At 69.2% G+C, this 21,353-nt stretch carries 16 protein-coding genes; 9 read left to right on the top strand and 7 right to left on the bottom strand.

Annotated features, from left to right (window positions below):
• Positions 1-6: 6 nt before the first annotated feature.
• A complete protein-coding gene (locus tag ABJF88_09560; protein MEP0547169.1) occupies positions 7-786 on the bottom strand; it encodes a uracil-DNA glycosylase in 780 nt (259 codons plus the stop codon).
• Between the two features lie 248 nt (positions 787-1,034).
• Here ABJF88_09560 and ABJF88_09555 point away from each other — a divergent pair, with 248 nt between their 5' ends.
• Both ABJF88_09555 and ABJF88_09550 read left to right on the top strand, forming a co-directional pair.
• Positions 1,035-1,781 carry a phosphatase PAP2 family protein gene (locus ABJF88_09555; protein ID MEP0547168.1) on the top strand — a complete coding sequence of 249 codons (747 nt, stop codon included), beginning with the start codon at positions 1,035-1,037 and terminating at the stop codon, positions 1,779-1,781.
• A 1-nt stretch (position 1,782) separates the two neighbouring features.
• On the top strand, positions 1,783-2,952 hold the full coding sequence (locus ABJF88_09550) for an AI-2E family transporter (protein MEP0547167.1): 1,170 nt from the start codon (positions 1,783-1,785) through the stop codon (positions 2,950-2,952).
• Position 2,953: 1 nt separating this feature from the next.
• Here ABJF88_09550 and ABJF88_09545 read toward each other — a convergent pair whose 3' ends face one another.
• From ABJF88_09545 to uvrA, 6 genes are all read right to left on the bottom strand, one after another.
• Positions 2,954-3,565: a hypothetical protein gene (locus ABJF88_09545; protein ID MEP0547166.1), complete on the bottom strand. Its 612-nt coding sequence runs from the start codon at positions 3,563-3,565 to the stop codon at positions 2,954-2,956.
• Positions 3,566-3,578: 13 nt separating this feature from the next.
• A complete protein-coding gene (locus ABJF88_09540) occupies positions 3,579-4,223 on the bottom strand; it encodes a hypothetical protein (GenBank protein MEP0547165.1) in 645 nt (214 codons plus the stop codon).
• 42 nt (positions 4,224-4,265) lie between these two features.
• Entirely contained in the window at positions 4,266-5,840 is a 1,575-nt protein-coding gene (locus ABJF88_09535; GenBank protein ID MEP0547164.1) for a hypothetical protein, read from the bottom strand.
• Between the two features lie 118 nt (positions 5,841-5,958).
• Complete coding sequence (locus ABJF88_09530; protein MEP0547163.1) at positions 5,959-7,206, bottom strand: glycosyltransferase family 1 protein; 1,248 nt, start codon at positions 7,204-7,206, stop codon at positions 5,959-5,961.
• A gap of 162 nt (positions 7,207-7,368) precedes the next feature.
• A complete protein-coding gene (locus ABJF88_09525) occupies positions 7,369-8,562 on the bottom strand; it encodes a glycosyltransferase (GenBank protein MEP0547162.1) in 1,194 nt (397 codons plus the stop codon).
• A 152-nt stretch (positions 8,563-8,714) separates the two neighbouring features.
• Positions 8,715-11,669 (bottom strand): excinuclease ABC subunit UvrA, encoded by a 2,955-nt coding sequence (gene uvrA, locus ABJF88_09520; GenBank protein MEP0547161.1) that lies wholly within the window; start codon positions 11,667-11,669, stop codon positions 8,715-8,717.
• A gap of 165 nt (positions 11,670-11,834) precedes the next feature.
• Between uvrA and ABJF88_09515 the strand changes: the two genes are divergently transcribed.
• The 7 genes from ABJF88_09515 to ABJF88_09485 all read left to right on the top strand — a co-directional run bounded on the left by ABJF88_09515 (position 11,835) and on the right by ABJF88_09485 (position 21,100).
• The gene (locus ABJF88_09515; protein MEP0547160.1) at positions 11,835-12,584 is read left to right on the top strand and encodes a CPBP family glutamic-type intramembrane protease; all 750 of its coding nucleotides are present in this window, start codon (positions 11,835-11,837) and stop codon (positions 12,582-12,584) included.
• A gap of 159 nt (positions 12,585-12,743) precedes the next feature.
• On the top strand, positions 12,744-14,849 hold the full coding sequence (locus ABJF88_09510) for a BatA domain-containing protein (GenBank protein ID MEP0547159.1): 2,106 nt from the start codon (positions 12,744-12,746) through the stop codon (positions 14,847-14,849).
• 187 nt (positions 14,850-15,036) lie between these two features.
• On the top strand, positions 15,037-16,404 hold the full coding sequence (gene hflX, locus ABJF88_09505) for a GTPase HflX (protein MEP0547158.1): 1,368 nt from the start codon (positions 15,037-15,039) through the stop codon (positions 16,402-16,404).
• Positions 16,405-16,630: 226 nt separating this feature from the next.
• On the top strand, positions 16,631-17,302 hold the full coding sequence (locus ABJF88_09500; GenBank protein MEP0547157.1) for a CBS domain-containing protein: 672 nt from the start codon (positions 16,631-16,633) through the stop codon (positions 17,300-17,302).
• 64 nt (positions 17,303-17,366) lie between these two features.
• Positions 17,367-17,852 (top strand): hypothetical protein, encoded by a 486-nt coding sequence (locus ABJF88_09495; protein MEP0547156.1) that lies wholly within the window; start codon positions 17,367-17,369, stop codon positions 17,850-17,852.
• A gap of 112 nt (positions 17,853-17,964) precedes the next feature.
• On the top strand, positions 17,965-19,962 hold the full coding sequence (gyrB, locus tag ABJF88_09490; GenBank protein ID MEP0547155.1) for a DNA topoisomerase (ATP-hydrolyzing) subunit B: 1,998 nt from the start codon (positions 17,965-17,967) through the stop codon (positions 19,960-19,962).
• A 142-nt stretch (positions 19,963-20,104) separates the two neighbouring features.
• Entirely contained in the window at positions 20,105-21,100 is a 996-nt protein-coding gene (locus ABJF88_09485; GenBank protein MEP0547154.1) for a glycosyltransferase family 2 protein, read from the top strand.
• Positions 21,101-21,353: the final 253 nt, after the last annotated feature.

Here is a 21,353-nt window from a genome sequence, read left to right as displayed (position 1 = left end):
TGGGGTTTAGGCCTGAACGAGTTGGTCGTAGCGGGTGCGGAGGAGCTTCATGTCCTCCCACGTCGGGCGCTTCCACTGCGGGTTGCGCAGGAGCGCGGCCGGGTGGTACGTCACGAGGAGCGGGAGGCCGTAGTAGTCGTTGAACTTGCCGCGCAGCGAGGCCAGCGACGAGGTCTTACCGAGCAGCCCGTTCCCCGCGCTCTTGCCGACGGCAAGGATCACCTTCGGTCGCACGAGCGCGATCTGCTTGTAGAGGATCGGGATGTGCGCCACGACCTCGTCCGGCTGCGGGTCGCGGTTGCCGGGCGGGCGGCTCTTGAGGATGTTCGTGATGTAGACCTCCTCGCGCTCGAAGTTGATGGCTTCGAGGATCTTGTTGAGGAGTTGCCCCGCGCGGCCGACGAACGGCTCGCCCGTCTTGTCCTCGTCCGCGCCCGGCGCTTCGCCGACGATCATCAGATCGGCCTCGGGGTCGCCGGTGCCGAGGACGGGGTTGATGCGGCTCTCGTCGATGGGGACGAGCACGGTGCCTTTGAGCCAGTCGAAGACCTCGCCGAGCGAGTCCATCCCGCGCAGCGGCGAGCCCTCGGGGATGAGGGCTTCGACGCGGTCGTAGGGCGAGAGCGTGGAGTCTTGCGAGGGATCGGGGAGATCGCCGAAGAGGTCGGGCGACATGGCGGCAGGGCGGTCGTCGTCGGGGAGAGAGGGCGTCGATGGCAGCCAGTCGCCGGCGAGTGCGCGCTGGAGGTTCAGGACTGAACGGGCCTCGCGCAGGAGTTCGAGCACGGCATGTAAGCGTTTAATAGATAACGCAGTGCGCCGCGGGCCGTCGGGCGGCCCCGGCGCGAACCATCGACCGGTCAATCTAACGGGGCCGCCCGGAGCAGGCAAGGTGAGGCGGGGTGAAATTGTCGTCGGGACCGGCTCGGCGAGCGGCGCGGTGGACGGTGAGCGGCACGGCGTACGGAGCGGCACGCACGGGAAGGGCGCGATGCTCTACCTTTAAGGCCTCTTCTCCTCCCACGCTCCTCCTTATGTCTCCGATTTCCGGCTGGGCGCTCGCGGCGGGCGCTCGCACGACGTGGCACCGTTTCCGCGAAGGCGCAGACGCGCTACCCCCCGGCGCGTGGACGCGCTGGCTCGGCACGCTCGCGCTCGGGACGGGGCTGGCCGTCGGCGTGGCCGTGGCGCTCGTGCTGATCGGGCAGAGTCAGGCGGAGGTGTGGATGGCGGCGTGGGACGAGGCCGCGCTGCGCCGGGTCGTGGACGGCGGGCCGCTGTCGTTCAACGGGGGCATCTGGTGGGAGAGCCCCGGCAACTCCGTCGTCCTCATCGCGCTCCTCCTCGCTGCGCTCGTGATCGCGGCACGGGCGCGGCGCCCGCTCCTCGCGCTGTCGTTCCCGCTCGCCTACCTCGGGAGCAAGCTCCTCACACAGACCGCGTGGGCTCTGTGGAGCCGGTCGCGGCCGGACTTCGTCGCTGACGGCGTGGCCTCGATGGGGCTGCACTCGTACCCGTCGGGCCACGTCGTCAGCGTGCTCGGGGCGTACGGCCTGCTCGCGTACCTCTGGAGCGAGCGGTCGGAGAGCACGGTCGAGCGGGGAGTCGCCGTGCTCCTCGTGCTCGCCCTCGCGAGCGTCGTGGGCCTCGCGCGGCTGCGGCTCGGGGCGCACTGGCCGAGCGACGTGCTCGCCGCGTTCGTACTCGGGAGCGTGTGGGCCGTGGTGCTCGTCGTCGCGCTCCGCCGGGGCGAAGCCGCCCCCTCGCCTCAACCGGAATAACATGGCCGACCGCTCGACCCCTCGTCCCTCGGACCCTCGCTCCTCGGCCCGCCCCGGCGTCGCCCTCGCCGACGTGCCCGCGCTCGACGTCCGCCGCGCGCTCGTGACGGGCGCGCTGTTCCTCGTCATGCTGAGCCTGTTTCTGTGGATGGTGCACGAGATGCTGGTGGCAGGCTTGCTCGGGGGGATCCTCGCGGCGTACCTCCGGCCGGTGCACCGGTGGGTCGCGGAGCGGACGGGGCGGGAGGCGCTGGCGGCCGTCGTGACGCTCGTGCTGCTGATCGTGCCGGCGCTCGCGCTCCTCGTCTACGGCTACCTCGAAATCCGCGACGCCGCCGAATACCTCGCCGCGCACACGGCGGAGGTCGCCGCCGAGATCAGCGCAGCGGTGCAGCGGCTCCCGTTCGTCGGCAACGTCGAGGCGCAGGCGTCGATCGAGCGCGGGCTCGCGCGGGCAGCCGAGCTCGCGACGGGGATGCCGGCGGGCGTGCAGGACGTGCTCTCCGAGTTCGCCGTCGACACGTCGGTCTTTCTGTTTACGGCGTTCTACGTCCTCACTGGGGCGGACACGATCGTGGCGTATCTCCGGGGGAAGGTGCCGCCGCGCTACGCCGCGCTCGCCGAGCGGATGGAGACACACGTGCAGGGCGTGCTCTACGGCGCCGTCTACGGCACGCTCCTCACGCAGACGATGAAGGCCGCGCTCGTGCTCGCGCTCAACCTCGTCTTCGGTGTGCCGCTGCCCGTCGTGCTCGCGCTCCTCGCCTTCGTGATCGGGTTCTTCCCCGTCGTCGGCTCGTGGACGATCTACCTCCCGGCGGCGGGCTACCTCCTCGTCTTTCAGGACGCGCCGTGGGAGGCGCTCGCGATGCTCGTGCTCGGGCTCGGGATCAGCACCGTCTTCCTCTCGCTCATCGTCCGCCCGAAGCTGGCCGCCGAGAAGTCGTACGTCCTCAACTTCTACTGGATGTTCGTCGGGCTCGTGGCGGGCGTCTACACGTTCGGCGTGCCGGGCATCGTGCTCGGCCCCATCGTCGTGGGCCTGCTCAAAGCCGTCCTCGACACGATCACGACCGACCTCGACTGGCTCGACAATGGGGAGGACGAGGGGCCGGACGCCGAGGTGCTGCCCGAGGAGGAGGTGCGGAAGGAGAGCCCGCCGGAGGGGTGAACTACAGTGCAGGCCGGGCGCCCGCCGCTGCCCGCGCGCGCAGCGCCTCGGCGTGTTGTCGCACGCCGTCGGCGAGCACGCGGTCGACCGACTCGCGCTCGCCGTTCACCGTCCCCTCGGCGGCGAGGAGGTCGCCCTCGGGCGTGAGCGCAACACGGAGGCGCACGGTATCCCGCCGCGCTGCGCCGTCGAGCCCGGGCCGGACCTGCACCGCGTCCTGCACGGCGTAGAACGGCACGCCGTCGGCGAAGTAGTACACGTTCGATTCGCTCCCGTACGCGCCCGCGCTCAGCCGCTCTTCGATGAACCGGAGCGTGTCGCCCGCGAAGTACGCGGTGAACGTGGACGAGGCGTCGCCCCCTGCCCACGTGCCGTCGACGGTCCGGTAGTCGTCCAGCCCGAGCTCGATGCGGAGGGCGCGCCGGGCTGGCTCGGCGAACGGGTTAATTGGCGGGGCGGGCGGCGCGTCGGCGGAGTCCGGCATGATGACGCCCGCCATCGCGGTGGAATCCGGCGGTGCATCGGGGCGCTCCGGCTCCCGCCCGCAGCCGCCGAGGAGGAGGTTGACCCCGGTGAGGACGAGCCCTGTAAAGGTGGGGATCCAGCGGAGCATCGATACGAACGCCTTACCGTTCCGCGAGTGCGAGTTCGTCGTACGCGGCGGCGACGACGAGGCTGGCGAATGCGCCGGTGAAGAACACCCCGATGATGAACGCGAGGATGCCGAGGAGCGTGAGGAAAAACAGCACGACGCCGAGCGCGAGCAACTGCAGCTTATGCCCCATCGTCATGTCCCACGCCTTCCGCAGCGTGTCCATCACGCCTAGCTCGTCGTCCATCACGAGGAAGAGCCCCGGCGCCAGCCCGACGAGGAGGATGAGCCCCGGCACGATGAGGAGGATGAACCCGATCAAGGTCGCTATCGCCGTTAGCGCGTACACCCCGAACGCGCGGCCGAACTCGCCGAAGCCGGCGAAGAGGTCGGTGAACTCGATGGGCTCGTCGCGCTGGACCTTGAGCATCATCCAGTAGAGCCCGGCCGTGAGCGGACCGGTGATGACGAACGCGACGAGATTGAGCAGCCCGCCTCCCGTCCGGTCCCCGTCCCACGTGTCCGAGCCGATCCCGATGAGGAGGGCGTAGAGGGTGAACGTGCCTACGAGCAGCCAGAGGTGGTCTTTGAAGCGCGGCCAGCTCCGAGAGAATAGGTAGCCGATGCTGAGGTTGGGAATGTAGGGGTCGGCGTGGCGTGCGTCGAAGTCGGGTTCCATGGCGTCTCTGCCTGGGTGAGAGAACGTGGGGGAAGCGAGTCGCTAGGGGGTGTCCATCGCGGCGTGCTTCTGCACTTCGGGGAGGGCGAGCGCGTCGGCGTCGGCGTCGTGCCAGATATCGGCGAGTCCGGCGTAGACGGCGGCGGCCGTGGCCTCGTCGCCCGACTGCATGGCGGCGCGGGCGAGGCCGAGGAGGGCGCGGGACCGGCGCGGGTAGCGCGCGAGCGTCTCTTCGAAGTGGTAGCGCGCGTCGGCGGGCTCCCCGAGGTCGAGGAGCACCTCGCCGTAGAGTTCGTGCGACGGCTTCGCCGGGTTAGGCGGACCGAAGTCGATGGGCATGGTGTCTTCGAGGTCGGTCGCTTCGTCGAGCAGTGCGCGGGCCGCATCGGCGTCGCCATTATCGAGCGCGACGAGGGCTTCCAGTTCGAGGCCGAGGATGCGGAGCGGATCGGTCCGTCGGTTCGCCGTGTCCTCCGCGGCGAGGGCCGCCTGCACCGTCGCTAGCGCGTGCTGGAGGGCGACCCCGTCCCCGCGGTAATACGCTGCCAAGCCCTCCGTGAAGCCGACGAGGACCGAAGAGGAGTGGTGGTCCATCGTCCCGCTCTCCACCGCCACGCGCTGCCCGCCGGTCTCGACGACGTAATGGGCGCGGAGCGAAACGGGAAGGTGGGCGAAGCGCTGCGTTTCATCCGTTGCCGCCATCGCGTCGACGCGATCGATGAGCGCGGCCGCGTCGTCGTAGCGGCCCTGCTGGAGGTAGGCGTAGTGGAGCCAGTGAAGGGCGTGGCGGCCGTGCCCATTGAGGGGTTCCCCGCGGCGCTCGGCACGAGCGGCGGCGGCGGCGTACGAGCGCTCGTTCATCTCGGCCCCCTCGTCCCACATCCCGAGGGCGAAGTAGATGTGGCTCGGCATGTGGAGCGCGTGCGAGGCGGCGGGCGCGAGGTCGTCGTAGACGCGGGCGGGGCGGAGGCCGAGGGGGGCGTGGATCGGGTCGTCGTAGGCGTGGATGAGGTAGTGCGCCGCGCCGGGGTGCTCGGGGTTCGCGGCGAACACCTCCTCGGCGACGGCGGCGGCGTCCATGTAGATCCCGAAGTCGCGGCCCTCGTGCGCGGTGCCGAGGATGGAGAGCGCGTAGAACGCGGCGGCGTCGAGGTCGTCGGGGTAGGCAGCGGAGAGGTCGGCGAGGGCGTCTGCGTAGGCGAAGTCGCGGTCCTCCTTCGAGCCCTCGCCGAAGAGCACGTCGAGCGTGCGGAGGTATGCCCTTTCGCGCTCCGTCGGCGCTTTCGCGAGGCGACCCTCCGGCGTCTCGGCGAGCTCCGCGAGCGCGGCACGGGCGGCGCCGGCGTCCTGCTCCTGCCAGATCGGGTGGTTGTGCGTCAGCGCCTCGCCCCACGCCGCCATCGCGAAGTCCGGGTCGATCCGCCGCGCTTCCTGGAAGGCCTCGCGCGCGTCCTCGTACTCGAAGCTGTGCAGCATGAGGAGGCCGCGCAGGAACGGCGTCTGCGCCTCGGCCGCGCCGGAGTTGGCAAACTCGGTCTGGCCGTAGTCCGACTGGGCGAGTGCAGCGGGCGCGAGCAGCAGGGCCGCGAGGAGAGGGAGCAGACGGAGCCGTCGCATCGGAGGGGGGCGCTTGCGGGGGAGAGGCCCGACGGGGTGTCGGATCTGGCAAGCTACGAAACGCGACGCAAAAGCCGGCTCCGAGGCGGCACGTGAGGGACGGGCTCAGCGCTCCCGATCAGGAGATCGCGGGGACTACGGTAGGCAGGGGCGCAGGCTCGACGCCACTCGGCACGGGCGGGGTGTCGTGCTGGGCGAGGACCTCGTGGTAGTACGAGAGCAGCCGTTCCAAGACGGCCGCCCAGCCGTAGTGCTCGGCGCGGTCGAGGGCGTGCTCGCCCATCCGCGTGCGGAGCTCGGGGTCGCGGACGAGCCGGGCCGTGGCGTCGAGGAACGCGGCGGAGCTGTTGGGCGGGGCGAGGTAGCCCGTGCGCCCGTGCTGCACGAGCTCGCTCGAGCCCGTCGCGTCGGCGCAGACGGTCGGGAGGCCGGAGGCCATCGCTTCGAGCGTCACGTTCCCGAACGTCTCCGTGTCCGAGGGGAAGAGGAAGATGTCCGACGAGGCATACGCGCGGGGGAGGTCGCCGCCGCCGAGGTGGCCGGCGAAGAGCGTGCCGGGGAGCCGCGCCTCGAGGTCGGCGCGGGCCGGGCCGTGGCCGACGATGAGCGGGCGCACGGGGAGCCCCTGCGCGGCCAGCCCCTCGGCCACGTCGGCGAAGACGTGGAGCCCCTTCTCCCACACCAGGCGGCCGACGAACGTCACGAGCACCTCGTCGTCGGAGACGCCGAGGGCGCGGCGCCACGCGGGGTCGCGGCGGCGGGGGTGGAAACGGTCGGTGTCGACGCCGCGCTCCCACAGCCGGAGGTCGTCGGAGATCTCGTGGCTGCGGAGGACGGCGGCCATCGAGCGGCTCGGGACGTAGACGTGCTCGCACTGGCCGTAGAACCAGCGGGCGTACTCCCAGAACACCCCCTCCAGCGCCGATATGCTGTAGTACTTGAGGTACGACGAGAAGTGGGTGTGGTATGAGGCGACGACGGGGATGCCGCGCTTCTTCGCCCACTTCAGCGCGCGGAAGCCCGCGAAGTCCGGCGTGGCGAGGTGGACGAGCGTGGGGTTGAACGCCTCCAGCTTCCGCTGCACCGAGCGCGGAAAGCGCGTCGTGAGCCGGTACTCCGGCCGCCCCGGCGCCGGCACCGACGGGAGGGGGACGAGCGTGCCCGCGTGGCTCATGGGCGGCTCATCCACGGTCGGCCCGAAGACGAGCACCTCCACGCCGTAGGCCTCCAGAAACGCCACGAGCCGATTCAGCGTCAGCGAGACGCCGTCGGCGATGTGGTTGTAGTTGCCGGTGAAGAGGGCGACGCGGAGCGGTAGAGCGGCGCTGTCGCCGCTCGTCGCTGCTGCGTGGTAAGGGAGGAGCATGAGCGCTCGGGGCAGGTGGGGCCGTGCGAAACGGGGGTGACTACGTGCGAGAGGGTACGCTTGTTTGTACGGGCCGGGACGGCATCGCCTTTTCACAGGAGATATTCACAGGAAAGAAGCATTTAGTGCCTTTTCGGCATGGTCCGGGGCGGAGCGAATGGCTCATAGCGTGCTCGGTGCGTACGCTATCGCGCGCGTAGAGTATAGGGCCGCTTCGTATTCCCGGAAGAGACGCTGGAACGTTTCGCTCCACGAAAACCGTGCCTCGACGTGGGACCGCGCTGCTGCCGCGAGCGCGCCGCGCCGCGCCGCCACGTCTTCCACGTTGCGTGCGAACGCCACCGCATCGCCGACCGGACCCAGCCGCCCGACCGACGGCGGCACGCGGTGCACGAGCGCGCCCGCCTCCACCCCGACGACCGGCAAACCAGAGGCCTGCGCTTCCACAACGGAGAGGGCGAACGTTTCGTGTGGCCCGGCCGTGACGTACACGTCGGCCGAGGCGAGCAGGCGAGCGAGCGCGGCTTTGTCTTCGAGGTAGGGTAGCACGGTCAGTCGAGGCGACGTTGCCGCGCGCGCTTCGAGCGCCGCGCGGTGGGGGCCTTGCCCGGCCAGCACGAGCCGTGGGTGCAGCGCCGCGTCCACGTGCTCGACGGCGTCGGCGAGCACGTGGACTTGCTTTTCGGAATCCATCCGGCCGGCGTAGACGAGCAGCAGGTCGTCGTCCGCCACGCCCAGCTTGGCCCGCAGCGCGGGGTCGCGGCGCGACGGGTGGAAGGTGTCGAGGTCGACGCCGAGCGGGACGGCGGCGAGCGGGACCGCGACGCCCATCCGTTCGAGTACGCCCACGAGCGCGTCGGAGACGGCGAAGCCGCGGTCGCACCGATCGAAGACGGCGCGGACGTAGGCCTCGGCCCACCTCTTCGCCCGCTCGCCGACCGCCGCGCCGAGCTTCGCCGCGACGGGCTGCACGTACGCCGATGGCAGGTCGGTGTGATAGAACGCGGTGACGGCGACGGGCCGCTCCGCGCGCTCGTTCCTGTATGAGAACGCCGCCCACGGCGACGTATAAAACGTGTGCAACTCGATGAGGTCCGGCTGCACGGCGCGGAGGGCGGCCTTCAACTTGTCCGCACGCAGAAAGAAGCGATACGGCGCGGCGCCGGGGATGACGGGGCCCGCCACACGGATCGTCGTCGTGCGGTCGCCGTGCTCGACGGCGTCGTGCGCGCCGGGCGCGATCAGGACGTGCTCGTGGTCCGTGTGCTCCAAGATGTAGCGCCGCTTCGCATCGATCGTGGTACGGATGCCGCCGCTGGTGTCGGTGTAAGCGTGCGTGAGGTCGCAGACCCTCATGCGGGTAGGGCGTGGAAGTCGAAGGAGGCCGTGGGTGGCCTTCGCCGCGTCAGGCGGCACGTGCCGTAAAAAACGCAACACACATCTACCTGCGCAACGCGCCGGAAGTTCTGCCAAGTTATAGCAGAGACGTGATACGCCGCCGCCCGGCGTCACGCCGAGGCGCCGACCCCCTCATCGCGGAGGAACCGTCCGGTGTGGCTCTCCTCGACCGCCGCGATCTCCTCCGGCGTCCCGGCCACCACGACGAACCCGCCGCGCCGCCCGCCCTCCGGCCCGAGGTCGAGAACGTAGTCCGAGGCCTTGATCACGTCGAGGTTGTGCTCGATGAGGACGATGGAGTGGCCCTCGGCGACGAGCGCGTTGAACGCCCGCAGCAGCTTCTCGATGTCGTCGAAGTGGAGGCCCGTCGTGGGCTCGTCGAAGAGGTAGAGCGTGTGGTCGGACGCCGGGCGGCTGAGGTGGGCGGCGAGCTTCACGCGCTGCGCCTCGCCGCCGGAAAGCGTGTTCGACGCTTGCCCGAGCTGGAGGTAGCCGAGCCCCACGTCTTGGAGCACCGTCAGCTTGTTCGCGATTCGCTTCTCGTCGGCGAAGAACTCGACCGCTTCGTCGACGGTCATCGAGAGCATGTCGTCCACGTTCTTGCCGTTCCAGCGGATTTCGAGCACGTCCTGCTTGAAGCGCTTGCCGCCGCAGGCCTCGCATTCGAGGTAGAGGTCGGCGAGGAACTGCATCTCGACTTTGACGACGCCATCGCCCTGGCAGACCTCGCAGCGCCCGCCGGGGACGTTGAACGAGAACGTGCCGGGCTTGTAGCCGCGCACCTTCGCCTGGTGCGTTTCGGCGAGGATCGCGCGGATCGCGTCGAACGCTTTGATGTACGTCACCGGATTCGAGCGCGGGCTCCGCCCGATCGGGCTCTGGTCCACCAACTCCACGCTGTCGATCAGTTCGTGCCCGCGGATGGCATCGTGCGCGCCGATCTTGCCGTCCACCTCGACGCCCTTCAGCCGCTGGAGCCCGCGGTAGAGCGTCTGGTTCACGAGCGTCGACTTGCCGCTGCCTGAGACGCCCGTCACGCACACGATCATCCCGAGCGGGAAATCCACGTCGAGCCGCTTGAGGTTGTTCTGCCGCGCGTTCTCGACCGCGATCACGCGCTCCGCATCGACCGGCCGCCGCGTCGCGGGGACGGGAATCGACTTCGCGCCGGAGAGGTACTGCCCGGTTAGCGAGGCCGGATCGGCGACGACTTCGTCGAACGTGCCCTCGGCGACGACGGTGCCGCCGTGGATGCCCGAGCCCGGCCCGATGTCCACGATCCGGTCTGCCCGCCGCATCATCGCCTCGTCGTGCTCGACGACGAGGACGGTGTTGCCGATGTCGCGGAGCCCTTCGAGGATCTTGATGAGCCGCTCGTTGTCGCGCGGGTGCAGCCCGACGGTCGGCTCGTCGAGGACGTAGAGCGAGCCGACGAGCGACGAGCCGAGGCTCGTGGCGAGGTTGATCCGCTGCGACTCGCCGCCGGAGAGCGTCTGCGAGAGCCGGTCGAGCGTGAGGTAGTCGAGCCCGACGTCGACGAGGTAGCGGAGCCGCTTGCGGATTTCCTCCATCACGCGGCCCGCGACGGCGGTCTGATACTCGGTGAGCTGGAGGTCGTCGAAGTGCTCTTTGGCGTCGGCCGTGGTCAACTCGCAGACTTCGCCGATGTGGTGGGCGGGCACGCCCGTGTCGGGGCCGCCGATCTGGACGTAGCGCGCGGCGGGCCGGAGCCGGTAGCCGTGGCAATCGGGGCACGTCGTGTAACCGCGGAAGCGCGCGGCGAAGATGCGGTAGTGCATCTTGTACGACTTCTTCTCGAGGTAGCGGAAGAAGCCGCGGATGCCGACGTAGCTGCCCTCGCCGTTCCACACCCATCGCTGCTGCTCGTCGGTGAGGAGGATGTACGGCGTGTCGATGGGGAACTGGACGCGGGCCGCCTCGCGGACGAGGTCGCGAAGGTGCTTGCCCCACTGGTCCGTGCGGAACGGGGCGATCGCGCCCTGCCGGATCGAGAGGTCGGGGTTCGGGATGACGAGGTCTTCGTCGAGGCCGGGCACGCGGCCGAAGCCCTGGCACGTCGGGCACGCGCCGAGCGGGGAGTTGAAGCTGAAGAGCTGCGGTGTCGGCTCCTCGAATGTCATCCCGTCGCGTTCGAAGAGGGCCGAGAACGGGTGGATCTCCAGACTCCCCTCGCGCGGTGCGGTCACGACGAGCGCCCGCTCGCCGCCCTCGCGGAACGCCTGCTCGACCGAGTCGGCGATGCGGCCCGTCGTCGCCTCGTCGCCGGCGCGCACGGCGAGGCGGTCGACGAGCACGAGGAGGCGGCTCTTCGGCGTCGTCACCTTCGCGGGCTCGGTCTCGTTGAGGTCGATGGTCTCGGCCTGCTGGCCGCTTTCGATCTGCTTGTCGGTGGGGAGGGCGAGGAGGCGGAAGAAACCGCGCGCGCGGAGCGCTTCGAGCTCCTCGGCTTTCTTGCGGCCCTTGTGCTCGGGGAGGGGGAAGCAGAGGTAGAACCGCGCGCCGTCGCTCAGCTCGCGCTGCACGGTCTCGGCGACGGAGCGCGGGCTGTCCTTCGTGACGGGCTGGCCGGAGACGGGCGAGATCGTCGTCCCAATGCGGGCGTAGAGCAGGCGGAGGTAGTCGTAGACCTCGGTCTGCGTGGCGACCGTCGAGCGCGGGTTCTTGATGCCCGTCTGCTGCTCAATCGCGATCGCGGGGGCGAGCCCGGTGATGAGGTCCACGTCCGGCTTGTCCATCCGTTCGAGGAACTGCCGGGCGTACGCGCTCAGGCTCTCGACGTAGCGCCGCTGCCCCTCGGCGTAGATCGTATCGAAGACGAGCGACGACTTCCCGCTGCCCGACGGCCCGGTGAATACGACGAGCTGCCGCTTCGGGATCGTGAGGTCGACCCCTTTGAGGTTGTGCTGCCGCGCCCCGCGCACGACGAGGTCGCGCCCGGCGAAGCGGTCGGCGGCTTTCGCGACAGCTTTTGCGGTGGTCTTCGCCGTGCCGTTCGTGGCGGTCTTCAGGGCTTTCTTCTTCGTGCTCTTGCTCGCTTTCGGCATTGGGGGAGGGCGTGGTGGGCGTAGCAAACGTCAACGCGCGGGCGGGGTTGAAGATGCGGCTCCGCGTGTGAAACCTCTGTGTCAGTGGCGGCCGGCGCTACCTTCGAGTTCGACCTCACGCCCATCCGGGCGCAGTACGTTGCGCCCCTACCTTCGCCTCGCCGCGTGCGCTCCGTCCTCGTCCTCTTTCTGCTCGCGCTCGCGCTGCCGTGCCGTTCGCAGCCCGCGTTCGACCGCCCGGCTTTCGCGCCGTCGTTCGTGCTCACGATCCCGATCAACCGGGCCGAGGCGAGGCCGCCGCTTTCGTCCCGCGCGTGGCTGGAGATGGGCGCCGTCGCGCTGACCGGTGTCGGCCACCTCGTGTTCTCGGCGCACGACGCCTCGGGCGTGTTCATCCCGCTCGCGGCCGGTGGGTGGGGCAGTTACGTCGGCTACCGGGCGGCGACGGAGCCGGGCTTCCTCGGCGATCTCGGGCTGACGGGCCGTGATCTCGGTCCGGCCTTCCGCGACACTTCGATTCTCGCGGCGGGCGCGATTACGGGTATGGTCGTCGTCGGCGCGGCGCAGGGGACGCTGACGGTGGACGCCGACCTCCTCCCGCTCTTGGCGCTTTACCCCGCGTGGGGCATCGTGCAGCAGACGCTCGTGCAGGGCTTCGTCACGCGCCACCTCGACGACGCCGGGCTCGGGCCGTGGGCCGTCACGCCGCTCTCGGCCGTCGCGTTCGGGTCGGTCCACGTCCCCAACTGGAAGCTCACCGCGGCGACGACGGCGCTCGGCGCGGCCTACGCCCCGCTCTGGCTCCGGCACCGGAACGTGTGGCCGCTCGGGCTCTACCACGGCTGGCTCGGCGCGGCGTACTACCGCTGGGTGCTCGACCGCAACCCGTGGAAGGAGATCGTCGACGAGTTGTAGCGGGCGGGGGCTCGGCGATGGCCGGGGACGTTGGGGCGATGCGCCGGGTGACACCGCTGCGCTGAGCGATAGTGAGAAACGAAGTGAGCGGCGTGGCCCGTTGCTATCGCGGGCCCGTTGGCCGCATCTTCCCGCCCGCCCCGTCGTTCACGCTCCCCTATGGCTTTCCTCAACCCGCTCGTCCTGCTCGGCCTCGCGGCGGCGGCGATCCCCATCCTCATCCACCTCTTCAACTTCCGCAAGCCGCGGACGGTGGACTTCTCGTCGCTCGCGTTCCTCAAGGAATTGCAGAAGAGCACGATGCGGCGCGTCCGCATCAAGCAGTGGCTCCTCCTCGCGCTCCGCACCCTCGCGATCGCCTGCCTCGTCCTAGCCTTCGCCCGGCCGACGGTGCAGAGCGGGTGGGCGACGGTCTTCGGCGGGCAGGTGCAGACCTCGACGGCGCTCGTCGTGGACCACTCGCTCTCGATGACGGTGCGTGACGCGCAGGGCGATCTGATGACGCAGGCGAAGGAACTGGCCTCGGCCGTGGTCGAGGCGTCGGAGGTGGGGGACGAGCTGTTCGTCGTCGGCACAGCGGCGGAGGGAGCGACGCGGCCCGCGCCGTTCCGCAACGCCGGACCGGCGCTCGACGCCGTCGCAGAGTTGGGAGCGGAGTCGGGCGCAGGGACGGCGGGGAACGCCGTCGGCCGAGCCTTCGCCCTGCTAGAAGGGGCGGAGAACCTGAACCGGGAAGTGCTCCTCGTGTCGGACCTGCAGGCTTCGACGTTCCTCGACTCGACGCGCATTCCCGCCCCTGAAGGCGTGCGCCTCACGCTCCTGCCCGTTGGCGAGCGGGTGCACACGAACGTGGCGGTGACGGACGCCCGCGTGCTCAGCCGGATCGTCGAGGCCGGGCAGCCGGTGGAAGTGGAGGCGACGCTCGTGAACTACGGTACCGACCCCATCGACGGGTACACGGCGAGCCTCTATCTCGACGACGAGCGTGTCGCGCAGGCCTCGGCCGACCTCAGCCCGAACGTCCCGGCGACGGTCCGGCTCACGGCCACGCCGCAGCGGCGCGGCTGGCTCCGCGGTGAGGTCCGCACCGAGCCCGACGAGTTCGAGTGGGACAACACGCGCTACCTCGTGCTCCACGTCCCCGAGACGCGGCGCGTCCTCCTCGTCGAAGGCGCCGGGCAGCGGGCCGACCTCGTGGACCTCGCCCTCGGGCTCGGCGGCGAAGGCTCGCGGTTCGAGGTCACGACGGTATCGGAATCGGCGCTCGCGGCGCAGGACTTGGATGCGTTCGACGTGGTCGTGCTCGCGGGGCCGGAGAGCCTCGCGAGCGGGGAGCGGGCGGCGCTCGCCCGGTTCGTGCAGGGCGGCGGCGGGCTGATGGTCTTCCCGAATGAGCGCGCGGAGGCGGCGGACTACGACGCGCTCTTCACCGCGCTCGGCGGCGGGCGGCTCGGCGCGGCCGTCGGCCAACTCGGCGGGACGCGGCCGGTGGCGCAGTTCGGCCGCGTCGACCTGGAGCACCCGCTTTTCGAGGGGATCTTCGAGGACGCGGCGGGGCAGCCTCGGCTCGAAAGTCCGACGATCGCGCTCGCGAGGCCGTATCAGCCCGGCGCGGGGGATGAGAACACGCTCATCGGGCTCTCCACGGGCGCGCCGTTCCTGCAAGAGATCCGCTCCGGCTCCGGCACGGCCCTCGTCTTCGCCGTCGCCCCGGACCCACGCTGGAGCGATTTCCCCGTGCGCGGCCTCTTCGTACCCCTCCTCTACCGCGCCGTCTATTACCTCGCCGCCGACGCCGACGCGGGCGAATCGCTCGAAGTCCGGCAGCCCGCGCCGCTCCGCGTTGCCGGGGCGTCCGAAGGGCTCCGCATCGTCGGGGCCGGGGCCGAGTTCGTGCCCGAGCAGCGGAGCGTGCCCGGCGGCGTGCTGTTGGAGATCGACAGCGGGGTGACCGAGCCGGGCGTGTACGATGTGATGGACGGCGAGCGGTTGGTCCGCCGTGTTGCGTTCAACCCCGACGCGCGCGAGTCCGACCTCGCCGTGCTGGCTCCGGAGGAGGCGCAGCGGCGGCTCGCCGAAGCGACGGGGGCCGAGGTCCGCGTGCTCGACGCGGCAGGCGGGCGCGGCCTCGCAGCGGCGCGGCAGCTCACCGAAGAGCGGACGGGCGTCGAACTGTGGAACGTGTTCCTCGCGCTCGCGCTCGCGTTCCTCCTCGCCGAGATGCTCGTGGCGATGCAGTGGAAGCCCGAGGCCGTCGCGGCGTAGGCGGCACGTAGTCCACGACGGGAGGACGCGGGTAGTACTTTTTGCGGACGCCGCCGGTGACACGCCGTCGGCATGCGGTCTGCACGATATTTCCTCATCCCCGCAGCCCTTTTGCGCAACCGGCTTACCGATTGCACATATAACCTCTCCGCTTTAGAACGGACCCCCACACCATCCCGACGCGCCTTTGTCCGCAGCCCAGCTTCCCCACGACGCCACCACCCGCGAAACCGCGCTCCTCGTCGGTGTCCTCACACCGAACACCACGCAGGCCGAGCTCGACGACGCGCTCGACGAGCTCGAGCAGCTCGCCGACACGGCGGGCGCGACCGTCACGGACCGCGTCACGCAGTCGCTCCCGAAGCTCCACAACGCGACGTTCATCGGGAAGGGCAAGGTCGAGGAGCTGAAGGCCCTCGTCGAGAAGCGGAAGTCCGACGTGGTCATCTTCGACGACGACCTCTCGCCGATCCAACTCCGCAACCTCGAGAAGACGCTCGGCTGCAAGCTCGTCGATCGCTCGGGGCTCATCCTCGACATCTTCGCCCGCCGTGCCAAGACGGCGACGGCGAAGACTCAGGTCGAACTCGCGCAGCTCGATTACCTCAAAACGCGGCTGACGCGGCAGTGGACGCACCTTTCCCGTCAGAAGGGCGGCATCGGGATGCGCGGACCGGGCGAGACGCAGATCGAGACGGACCGCCGCCTCATCGGCCGCCGGATGGCTGTGCTCTCGGACCAACTCGACAAGATCGACAAGCAGCGTCAGACGCAGCGGAAGGGGCGCGGCGACCAGACCCGCGTCGCCCTCGTCGGCTACACGAACGCCGGCAAGAGCACGCTGATGAACGCGCTCTCCGACGCCGCCGTCTTCGCCGAGAACCGCCTCTTCGCCACGCTCGACGCGACGACGCGGCAGGTCTACCTCGACACGAACAAGCCGATCCTGCTCTCCGACACCGTCGGGTTCATCCGCAAGCTCCCGCACAAGCTCATCGAGAGCTTCAAGAGCACGCTCGATGAGACGCGCGAGAGCGACGTGCTGCTCCACGTCGTCGACGCGAGCCATCCCAACTTCGAGGAGCACATCCGCGTTGTGAACGAGACGCTGAAGGAACTCGGCGCGCGCGACAAGCCGACGCTGATGGTCTTCAACAAGATGGACGTGCTGGAGGAGCGCGGACTGATCCAGTCGCTCCAGTCGGAGTACGAGCACGCCGTGTTTGTCTCGGCGCTCCGTGGCATCGGGCTGGAGCAGCTAAAAGAATCGCTCCTCGGGCTCATCGAGTCTGACTACGTCGAGCGGACGGCGCTGCTGCCGGTGACCGAGCCGAAGAGCCGGGCCTACGTCCACCGCGTGGCCGAGGTGCTTGAAGAGGAGACCGTGCTCGCGCAGGAGTACGACGACGCGCCGCAGCCGGCGCTCCGCCTCCGCTTTCGCACGTCCCGGAAGAACGCGCCCGAGCTGGACCGGATGCTGGCCCGCTTCGAGCAGTTCACGCTCGCCCCCGGCGGTGACGGGGCCGCCGACGGCGAAGCAGGCATGGCGCTGTGAGAAACCGATGACGGTACGCTTCGACCCCTCTCCGTTACGTTTCGCGTTTCTATTGCGTCTACCCGGAAGGAATGTCGCTGCCACGCTGACCGGTTTCGCGCGAGCTTACCCGAGACGTGCCGTAGCGCCGCACGATGGAACACGGTAGCGGAGAGAGCCGTCGTGGCACGACGTTTGCCAAATTAGAGGGGAGCCTCCGGTGCCGCGCACCTCGCCTCCCGATCCCATGACCGTCCAACAGTACATCGACCTCGACATCGACCCCCTCGCCCCGACCGACACGGTCGGGCACTCGGTCTACCGCTTCGCCGGGCTCGACGTGAAGCATCTGCCCGTCGTGGACGCGGAAGGTCGGCTCGCGGCGCTCGTCGCCGAGGCGGAAGTGGTGGAGCTGACGACGCCGGGCGTGGAGTTGAGCACCGTCGCCGGGCTCGGCGCGGTCAGCGTGGGGGCGGACGCCCACGTGTTCGAGGCGGCGAACCTCCTCGTCATCCACCGGCTGAGCGTGCTGCCTGTCGTCGAAGATGGTGAGTACCTCGGCGTCGTCCGCCGGAGCACGGTGTTCGAGGTGTTCGCCGCGATGCTCGCCACCGGGCGGCCCGGCACCATCATCGTGCTCGACGTGCCGACGCGGGACTACTCGCTTACGCAGCTCAGCCACTTCATCGAGCAGAGCGGCGGGCGCGCGCTTTCCGTCTCGGCGCAGATGCCGCTCGAAACCGGCGGCGACCCCGCGCTCGTCCGCGTGACGCTCAAGCTGAACGTGATCGACACCGCGCGCATCCGCTACCTCCTGGAGCACAACGGCTACCGCGTGACGGCCGTGTTCAACGAGGAGGAGACGGAGGATGACCTCTCGCTCCGCGTGCAGGAGTTCATGCGCTACCTCGAAGTGTAAAGGTCTCGCCTCTCTCGATTTGCCGTAGGGGCGACCGGCCGGTCGCCCCTACTTTTTTACCCCTATGCCTGATTCCAACACGCAGCAGCTCCACGTGATGGCCTTGCTCTCGACGCTTCGCACGGCGTCCGAGGTTCGCCACGCGATGGCAGAGCGGCGAGCCGGGCGCGACCCCTCGGGACAGGAGGACGTGCAGCCGGTCCGGGACTATCTGCGTGAGGCGTTGCCGACGCTGCGCAGCTTGGTTTCCCGGCTCCGCGTCAGCCTCGCCGTGGAGCGGGACGAGCGGGCAGCGTTCGTGCAGGCGTTCGAGGATCGGCTGACGCTGGCGCGCCTCGCGCGCGAACTCCACGTCGTCCATCAGCGCCTGCTGAGCTTGTATCCCGACGTACCGCCGGCCCTCGTCGAAGAGGCGCGGCTGCGGCAGCAGGAGGCGGCCCGCCTCGCCGTCGCCTCCGGGAGCGGGTTCGACCGTGTGCTGACGCACTGGCTGGACCGCACTTCCACCTTCCTCGAAGCGATGGCCGAGGTGCTCGAAACGCCGAACTAATCTGGCCGTCCGGGGTAGGACAAAAGATTGGCGAAGCCCCCTTTTTGGTGCCGCAGGGCGGTATTTTAGGGGCTCTGTATGATAGAACCGAATCCCCCGATTCCGAGGATGTATGGCAGATGAAACGCTAGACCTGAACGGTCGTGACGAAGAGGTGCGCGTGCCGGTCTCCGGCAGAGTGGCCGGGCAGTACGAGGCCGATAATATCCAGGTTCTCGAAGGGCTCGAAGCCGTCCGCAAGCGCCCCGCGATGTACATCGGCGACGTCGGCGTGCGCGGGCTCCACCACCTCGTCTACGAGGTCGTCGACAACTCCATCGACGAGGCGCTCGCCGGCTACTGCGACCGCGTCGCGGTGACGATCCACGAGGACAACTCGATCTCGGTGTGGGACAACGGCCGCGGGATCCCCGTCGGCATCCACAAGAAGGAGAACCGCCCCGCTGTCGAGGTTGTGATGACGGTGCTGCACGCGGGCGGCAAGTTCGACAAGGACACGTACAAGGTCTCCGGCGGGCTCCACGGTGTCGGCGTGAGCTGCGTCAACGCGCTCTCGAACACGCTCACCGTGACGATCCGCCGCGAGGGCTTCGTCTGGCAGCAGACCTACGAGAAGGGCGCGCCCGTCACGCCGCTCAACAAGCTCCGCCCGATGGAGCCCGACGAGGTGACCGGTACCCACGTCCACTTCTGGCCCGACGACTCGATCTTCCTCGTTCGCGAGTACCGCTTCGAGACGCTCGCCGACCGGATGCGCGAGCTCGCCTACCTCAACCGTGGCATCACGATCACGATCGAGGACAAGCGCGAGGAGGATGAGGAGCTCGGCAACGAGACGTACCACTCCGAGGGCGGCCTGAAGGAGTTCGTCGAGTACCTCGACGAGACGCGCGAGGCCATCCTCGAGAACACCATCTTCATCGAGGGCGACAACGGCGACGTGCCGATCGAGCTCGCGATGCGCTACAACGCGGCGTACACCGAGAACGTCCTCTCGTTCGTCAACAACATCAACACGCACGAGGGCGGGACGCACATCTCGGGTTTCCGCCGCGCCCTCACACGCACGCTCAAGACCTACGCCGACAAGAACGGCCTGCTCAAGAACGTCAAGATCGACCTCTCCGGCGACGACTTCCGCGAGGGGCTCACGGCCGTGCTCTCGGTGAAGGTGCAGGAGCCGCAGTTCGAGGGGCAGACGAAGACGAAGCTCGGCAACTCCGAGGTGCAGGGCGCCGTCGAGAGCCTCGTCGGTGAGAAGCTGGCCGAGTGGCTCGACGACCACCCGAACGACGCGAAGCGGATCATCCAGAAGGTGACGCTCTCCGCGCAGGCCCGCGCCGCCGCGCGCAAGGCCCGCGAACTCGTCCAGCGCAAGAACGCGTTCGGCGGGGCCGGCCTCCCCGGCAAGCTCGCTGACTGCGCCTCGAAGGACCCGGCCGAAAGCGAGGTCTTCCTCGTCGAGGGCGACTCCGCCGGCGGCTCGGCGAAGCAGGCCCGCGACCGTCACTTCCAGGCGATCCTCCCGCTCCGCGGGAAGATTCTCAACGTCGAGAAAGCGCGGCTCGACAAGATCCTCGACAACGAGGAAATCAAGAACATCGTCGTCGCGCTCGGGACGGGCCTCGCGACGGGCGTGGAGAACGGCGAGTTCAACGCCGACAACCTCCGCTACCACAAGATCGTGCTGATGACGGACGCCGACGTGGACGGCGCACACATCCGCACGCTGCTGCTCACGCTCGTCTACCGCTACCTCCGGCCGCTGATCGAGAAGGGCTACGTCTACATCGCGCAGCCGCCCCTCTACCGCGCCAAGAAGGGCAAGGAGGAGCACTACTGCTGGACCGACGCCGAACTCGCGCAGATCATGACCGACTTCGGTGGCAACCGTGGCGTCTCGGTGCAGCGCTACAAAGGCCTCGGCGAGATGAACCCCGAGCAGCTATGGGATACCACGATGAACCCCGAGACGCGCGTGCTCCAGGTCGTGACCGTCGATGACGCCGCCGCCGCCGATCGCATCTTCTCCACGCTGATGGGCGACGCCGTCGAGCCCCGCCGCAAGTTCATCGAGCGCAACGCGAAGTACGCCACGATCGACACCTGAGCCGAGATTGTCATTGCGAGGAGCGAAGCGACGTGGCAATCTCCTGAGGTCAAGCTCTGCGGAGGAGATTGCTTCGCTACGCTCGCGATGACAGGGTTTGCGGGAGTACGACGCCGTCGTGCCCCCGCGTTTATTTTAGGCCATGCCCGAGCCCGCCCCCGATCTCTCCCTCGTGATCCCGCTCCTCGACGAAGCGGAGTCGCTGCCGGAGCTCGCCGACCGCATCCGCGCCGCAATCGAGCCGACCGGCCGATCGTTCGAGGTATGGCTGATCGACGACGGCTCGACGGACGACTCGTGGGCCGTGATCGAGCGGCTGCACCGCGCCGATCCGCGCTTTGCCGGGGTCCGCTTCCGCAAGAACTACGGCAAGAGCGCCGCGCTCGCCGTCGGGTTCGAGCGCGCGCGCGGGCGCTACGTCGTCACGCTCGACGCCGACTTACAGGACGACCCGGCCGAGATCCCGCAGATGATCCGTACGCTGGAGGACGGTGCCGACCTCGTCTCCGGGTGGAAGCAGACCCGCCACGACCCACTCTCGAAGACGATCCCGAGCCGGTTCTTCAACGGCGTCACGCGCCTCGTCTCCGGCATCCCGCTCCACGACTTCAACTGTGGGCTGAAGGCGTACCGCGCCGAGGTCGTCAAGCATGTCCGCGTCTACGGCGAGCTACACCGCTACATCCCGCTCCTCGCGAAGTGGGAGGGGTACAATCGCATCGCCGAGCAGGCCGTGCAGCACCACGCCCGCAAGCACGGCCGCACGAAGTTCGGGCTGGAGCGCTTCATCCGTGGTTTCCTCGACCTCATCACCGTCGTCTTCGTGACGCGGTTCGGGCGACGGCCGATGCACTTCTTCGGCGGGTTCGGGACGCTCTCGTTCCTCGGCGGCTTCGCGATCTCGCTGTGGCTCTCGGTCGGGTGGTTCATGGGGACGCCGATCGCGAACCGTCCGTTGTTCTTCCTCGGCATCATGCTCGTCATCCTCGGCGTGCAGCTCTTCCTCGCGGGCTTCCTCGGCGAGATGATCGTCCGTCCGCACATGGAGCGGGCCGAGGACATCCACCTCCGCGCCGCCATCGAGCCGTCGGCGCGGACGCAGGCGCGCGTAGCGGAGATCGTCGAGCCTGGCGCGTGAGCGGTCCAGCGGAGGGTGTTTCGATGTGACACCCATCGCCCCAATACAGGGACAGGGAAGGCGGCGGTGCAGGGGAGACGGGGGACAAACCGAGTGCCGCGCATAGGCGGTAGGTCTGGATTTGATTAAGAGAAGCGCTTCCAGGGCTGGGAGCCTGCGTGGGGCGGGGACCTGCGGTTATGTGGCCCGTATGTTGCGTTCGTCAGCTACTTCACGCGGGGCTCGGGCGGTGTCCGAGTCCTTTTTGTTTCGG

The sequence above is a fragment of the Rhodothermales bacterium genome, assembly GCA_039944855.1.
GTDB lineage: Bacteria > Bacteroidota > Rhodothermia > Rhodothermales > JANQRZ01 > JBBSMX01.
The sequence above is the reverse complement of the archived record's forward strand: the minus strand, read 5'-3'. Positions and strand labels throughout refer to the sequence as shown.

What these genes read in the sequence shown, in the direction of transcription:
- ABJF88_09495 (MEP0547156.1), top strand. Translation starts at nt 17,367, where the DNA reads ATGCCTGATTCCAACACGCAGCAGCTCCACGTGATGGCCTTGCTCTCG.
- ABJF88_09510 (MEP0547159.1), top strand. Translation starts at nt 12,744, where the DNA reads ATGGCTTTCCTCAACCCGCTCGTCCTGCTCGGCCTCGCGGCGGCGGCG.
- ABJF88_09540 (MEP0547165.1), bottom strand. Translation starts at nt 4,223, where the DNA reads ATGGAACCCGACTTCGACGCACGCCACGCCGACCCCTACATTCCCAAC.
- gyrB (MEP0547155.1), top strand. Translation starts at nt 17,965, where the DNA reads ATGGCAGATGAAACGCTAGACCTGAACGGTCGTGACGAAGAGGTGCGC.
- ABJF88_09530 (MEP0547163.1), bottom strand. Translation starts at nt 7,206, where the DNA reads ATGCTCCTCCCTTACCACGCAGCAGCGACGAGCGGCGACAGCGCCGCT.
- ABJF88_09545 (MEP0547166.1), bottom strand. Translation starts at nt 3,565, where the DNA reads ATGCTCCGCTGGATCCCCACCTTTACAGGGCTCGTCCTCACCGGGGTC.
- uvrA (MEP0547161.1), bottom strand. Translation starts at nt 11,669, where the DNA reads ATGCCGAAAGCGAGCAAGAGCACGAAGAAGAAAGCCCTGAAGACCGCC.
- ABJF88_09555 (MEP0547168.1), top strand. Translation starts at nt 1,035, where the DNA reads ATGTCTCCGATTTCCGGCTGGGCGCTCGCGGCGGGCGCTCGCACGACG.
- ABJF88_09485 (MEP0547154.1), top strand. Translation starts at nt 20,105, where the DNA reads ATGCCCGAGCCCGCCCCCGATCTCTCCCTCGTGATCCCGCTCCTCGAC.
- ABJF88_09550 (MEP0547167.1), top strand. Translation starts at nt 1,783, where the DNA reads ATGGCCGACCGCTCGACCCCTCGTCCCTCGGACCCTCGCTCCTCGGCC.
- ABJF88_09525 (MEP0547162.1), bottom strand. Translation starts at nt 8,562, where the DNA reads ATGAGGGTCTGCGACCTCACGCACGCTTACACCGACACCAGCGGCGGC.
- ABJF88_09535 (MEP0547164.1), bottom strand. Translation starts at nt 5,840, where the DNA reads ATGCGACGGCTCCGTCTGCTCCCTCTCCTCGCGGCCCTGCTGCTCGCG.
- ABJF88_09500 (MEP0547157.1), top strand. Translation starts at nt 16,631, where the DNA reads ATGACCGTCCAACAGTACATCGACCTCGACATCGACCCCCTCGCCCCG.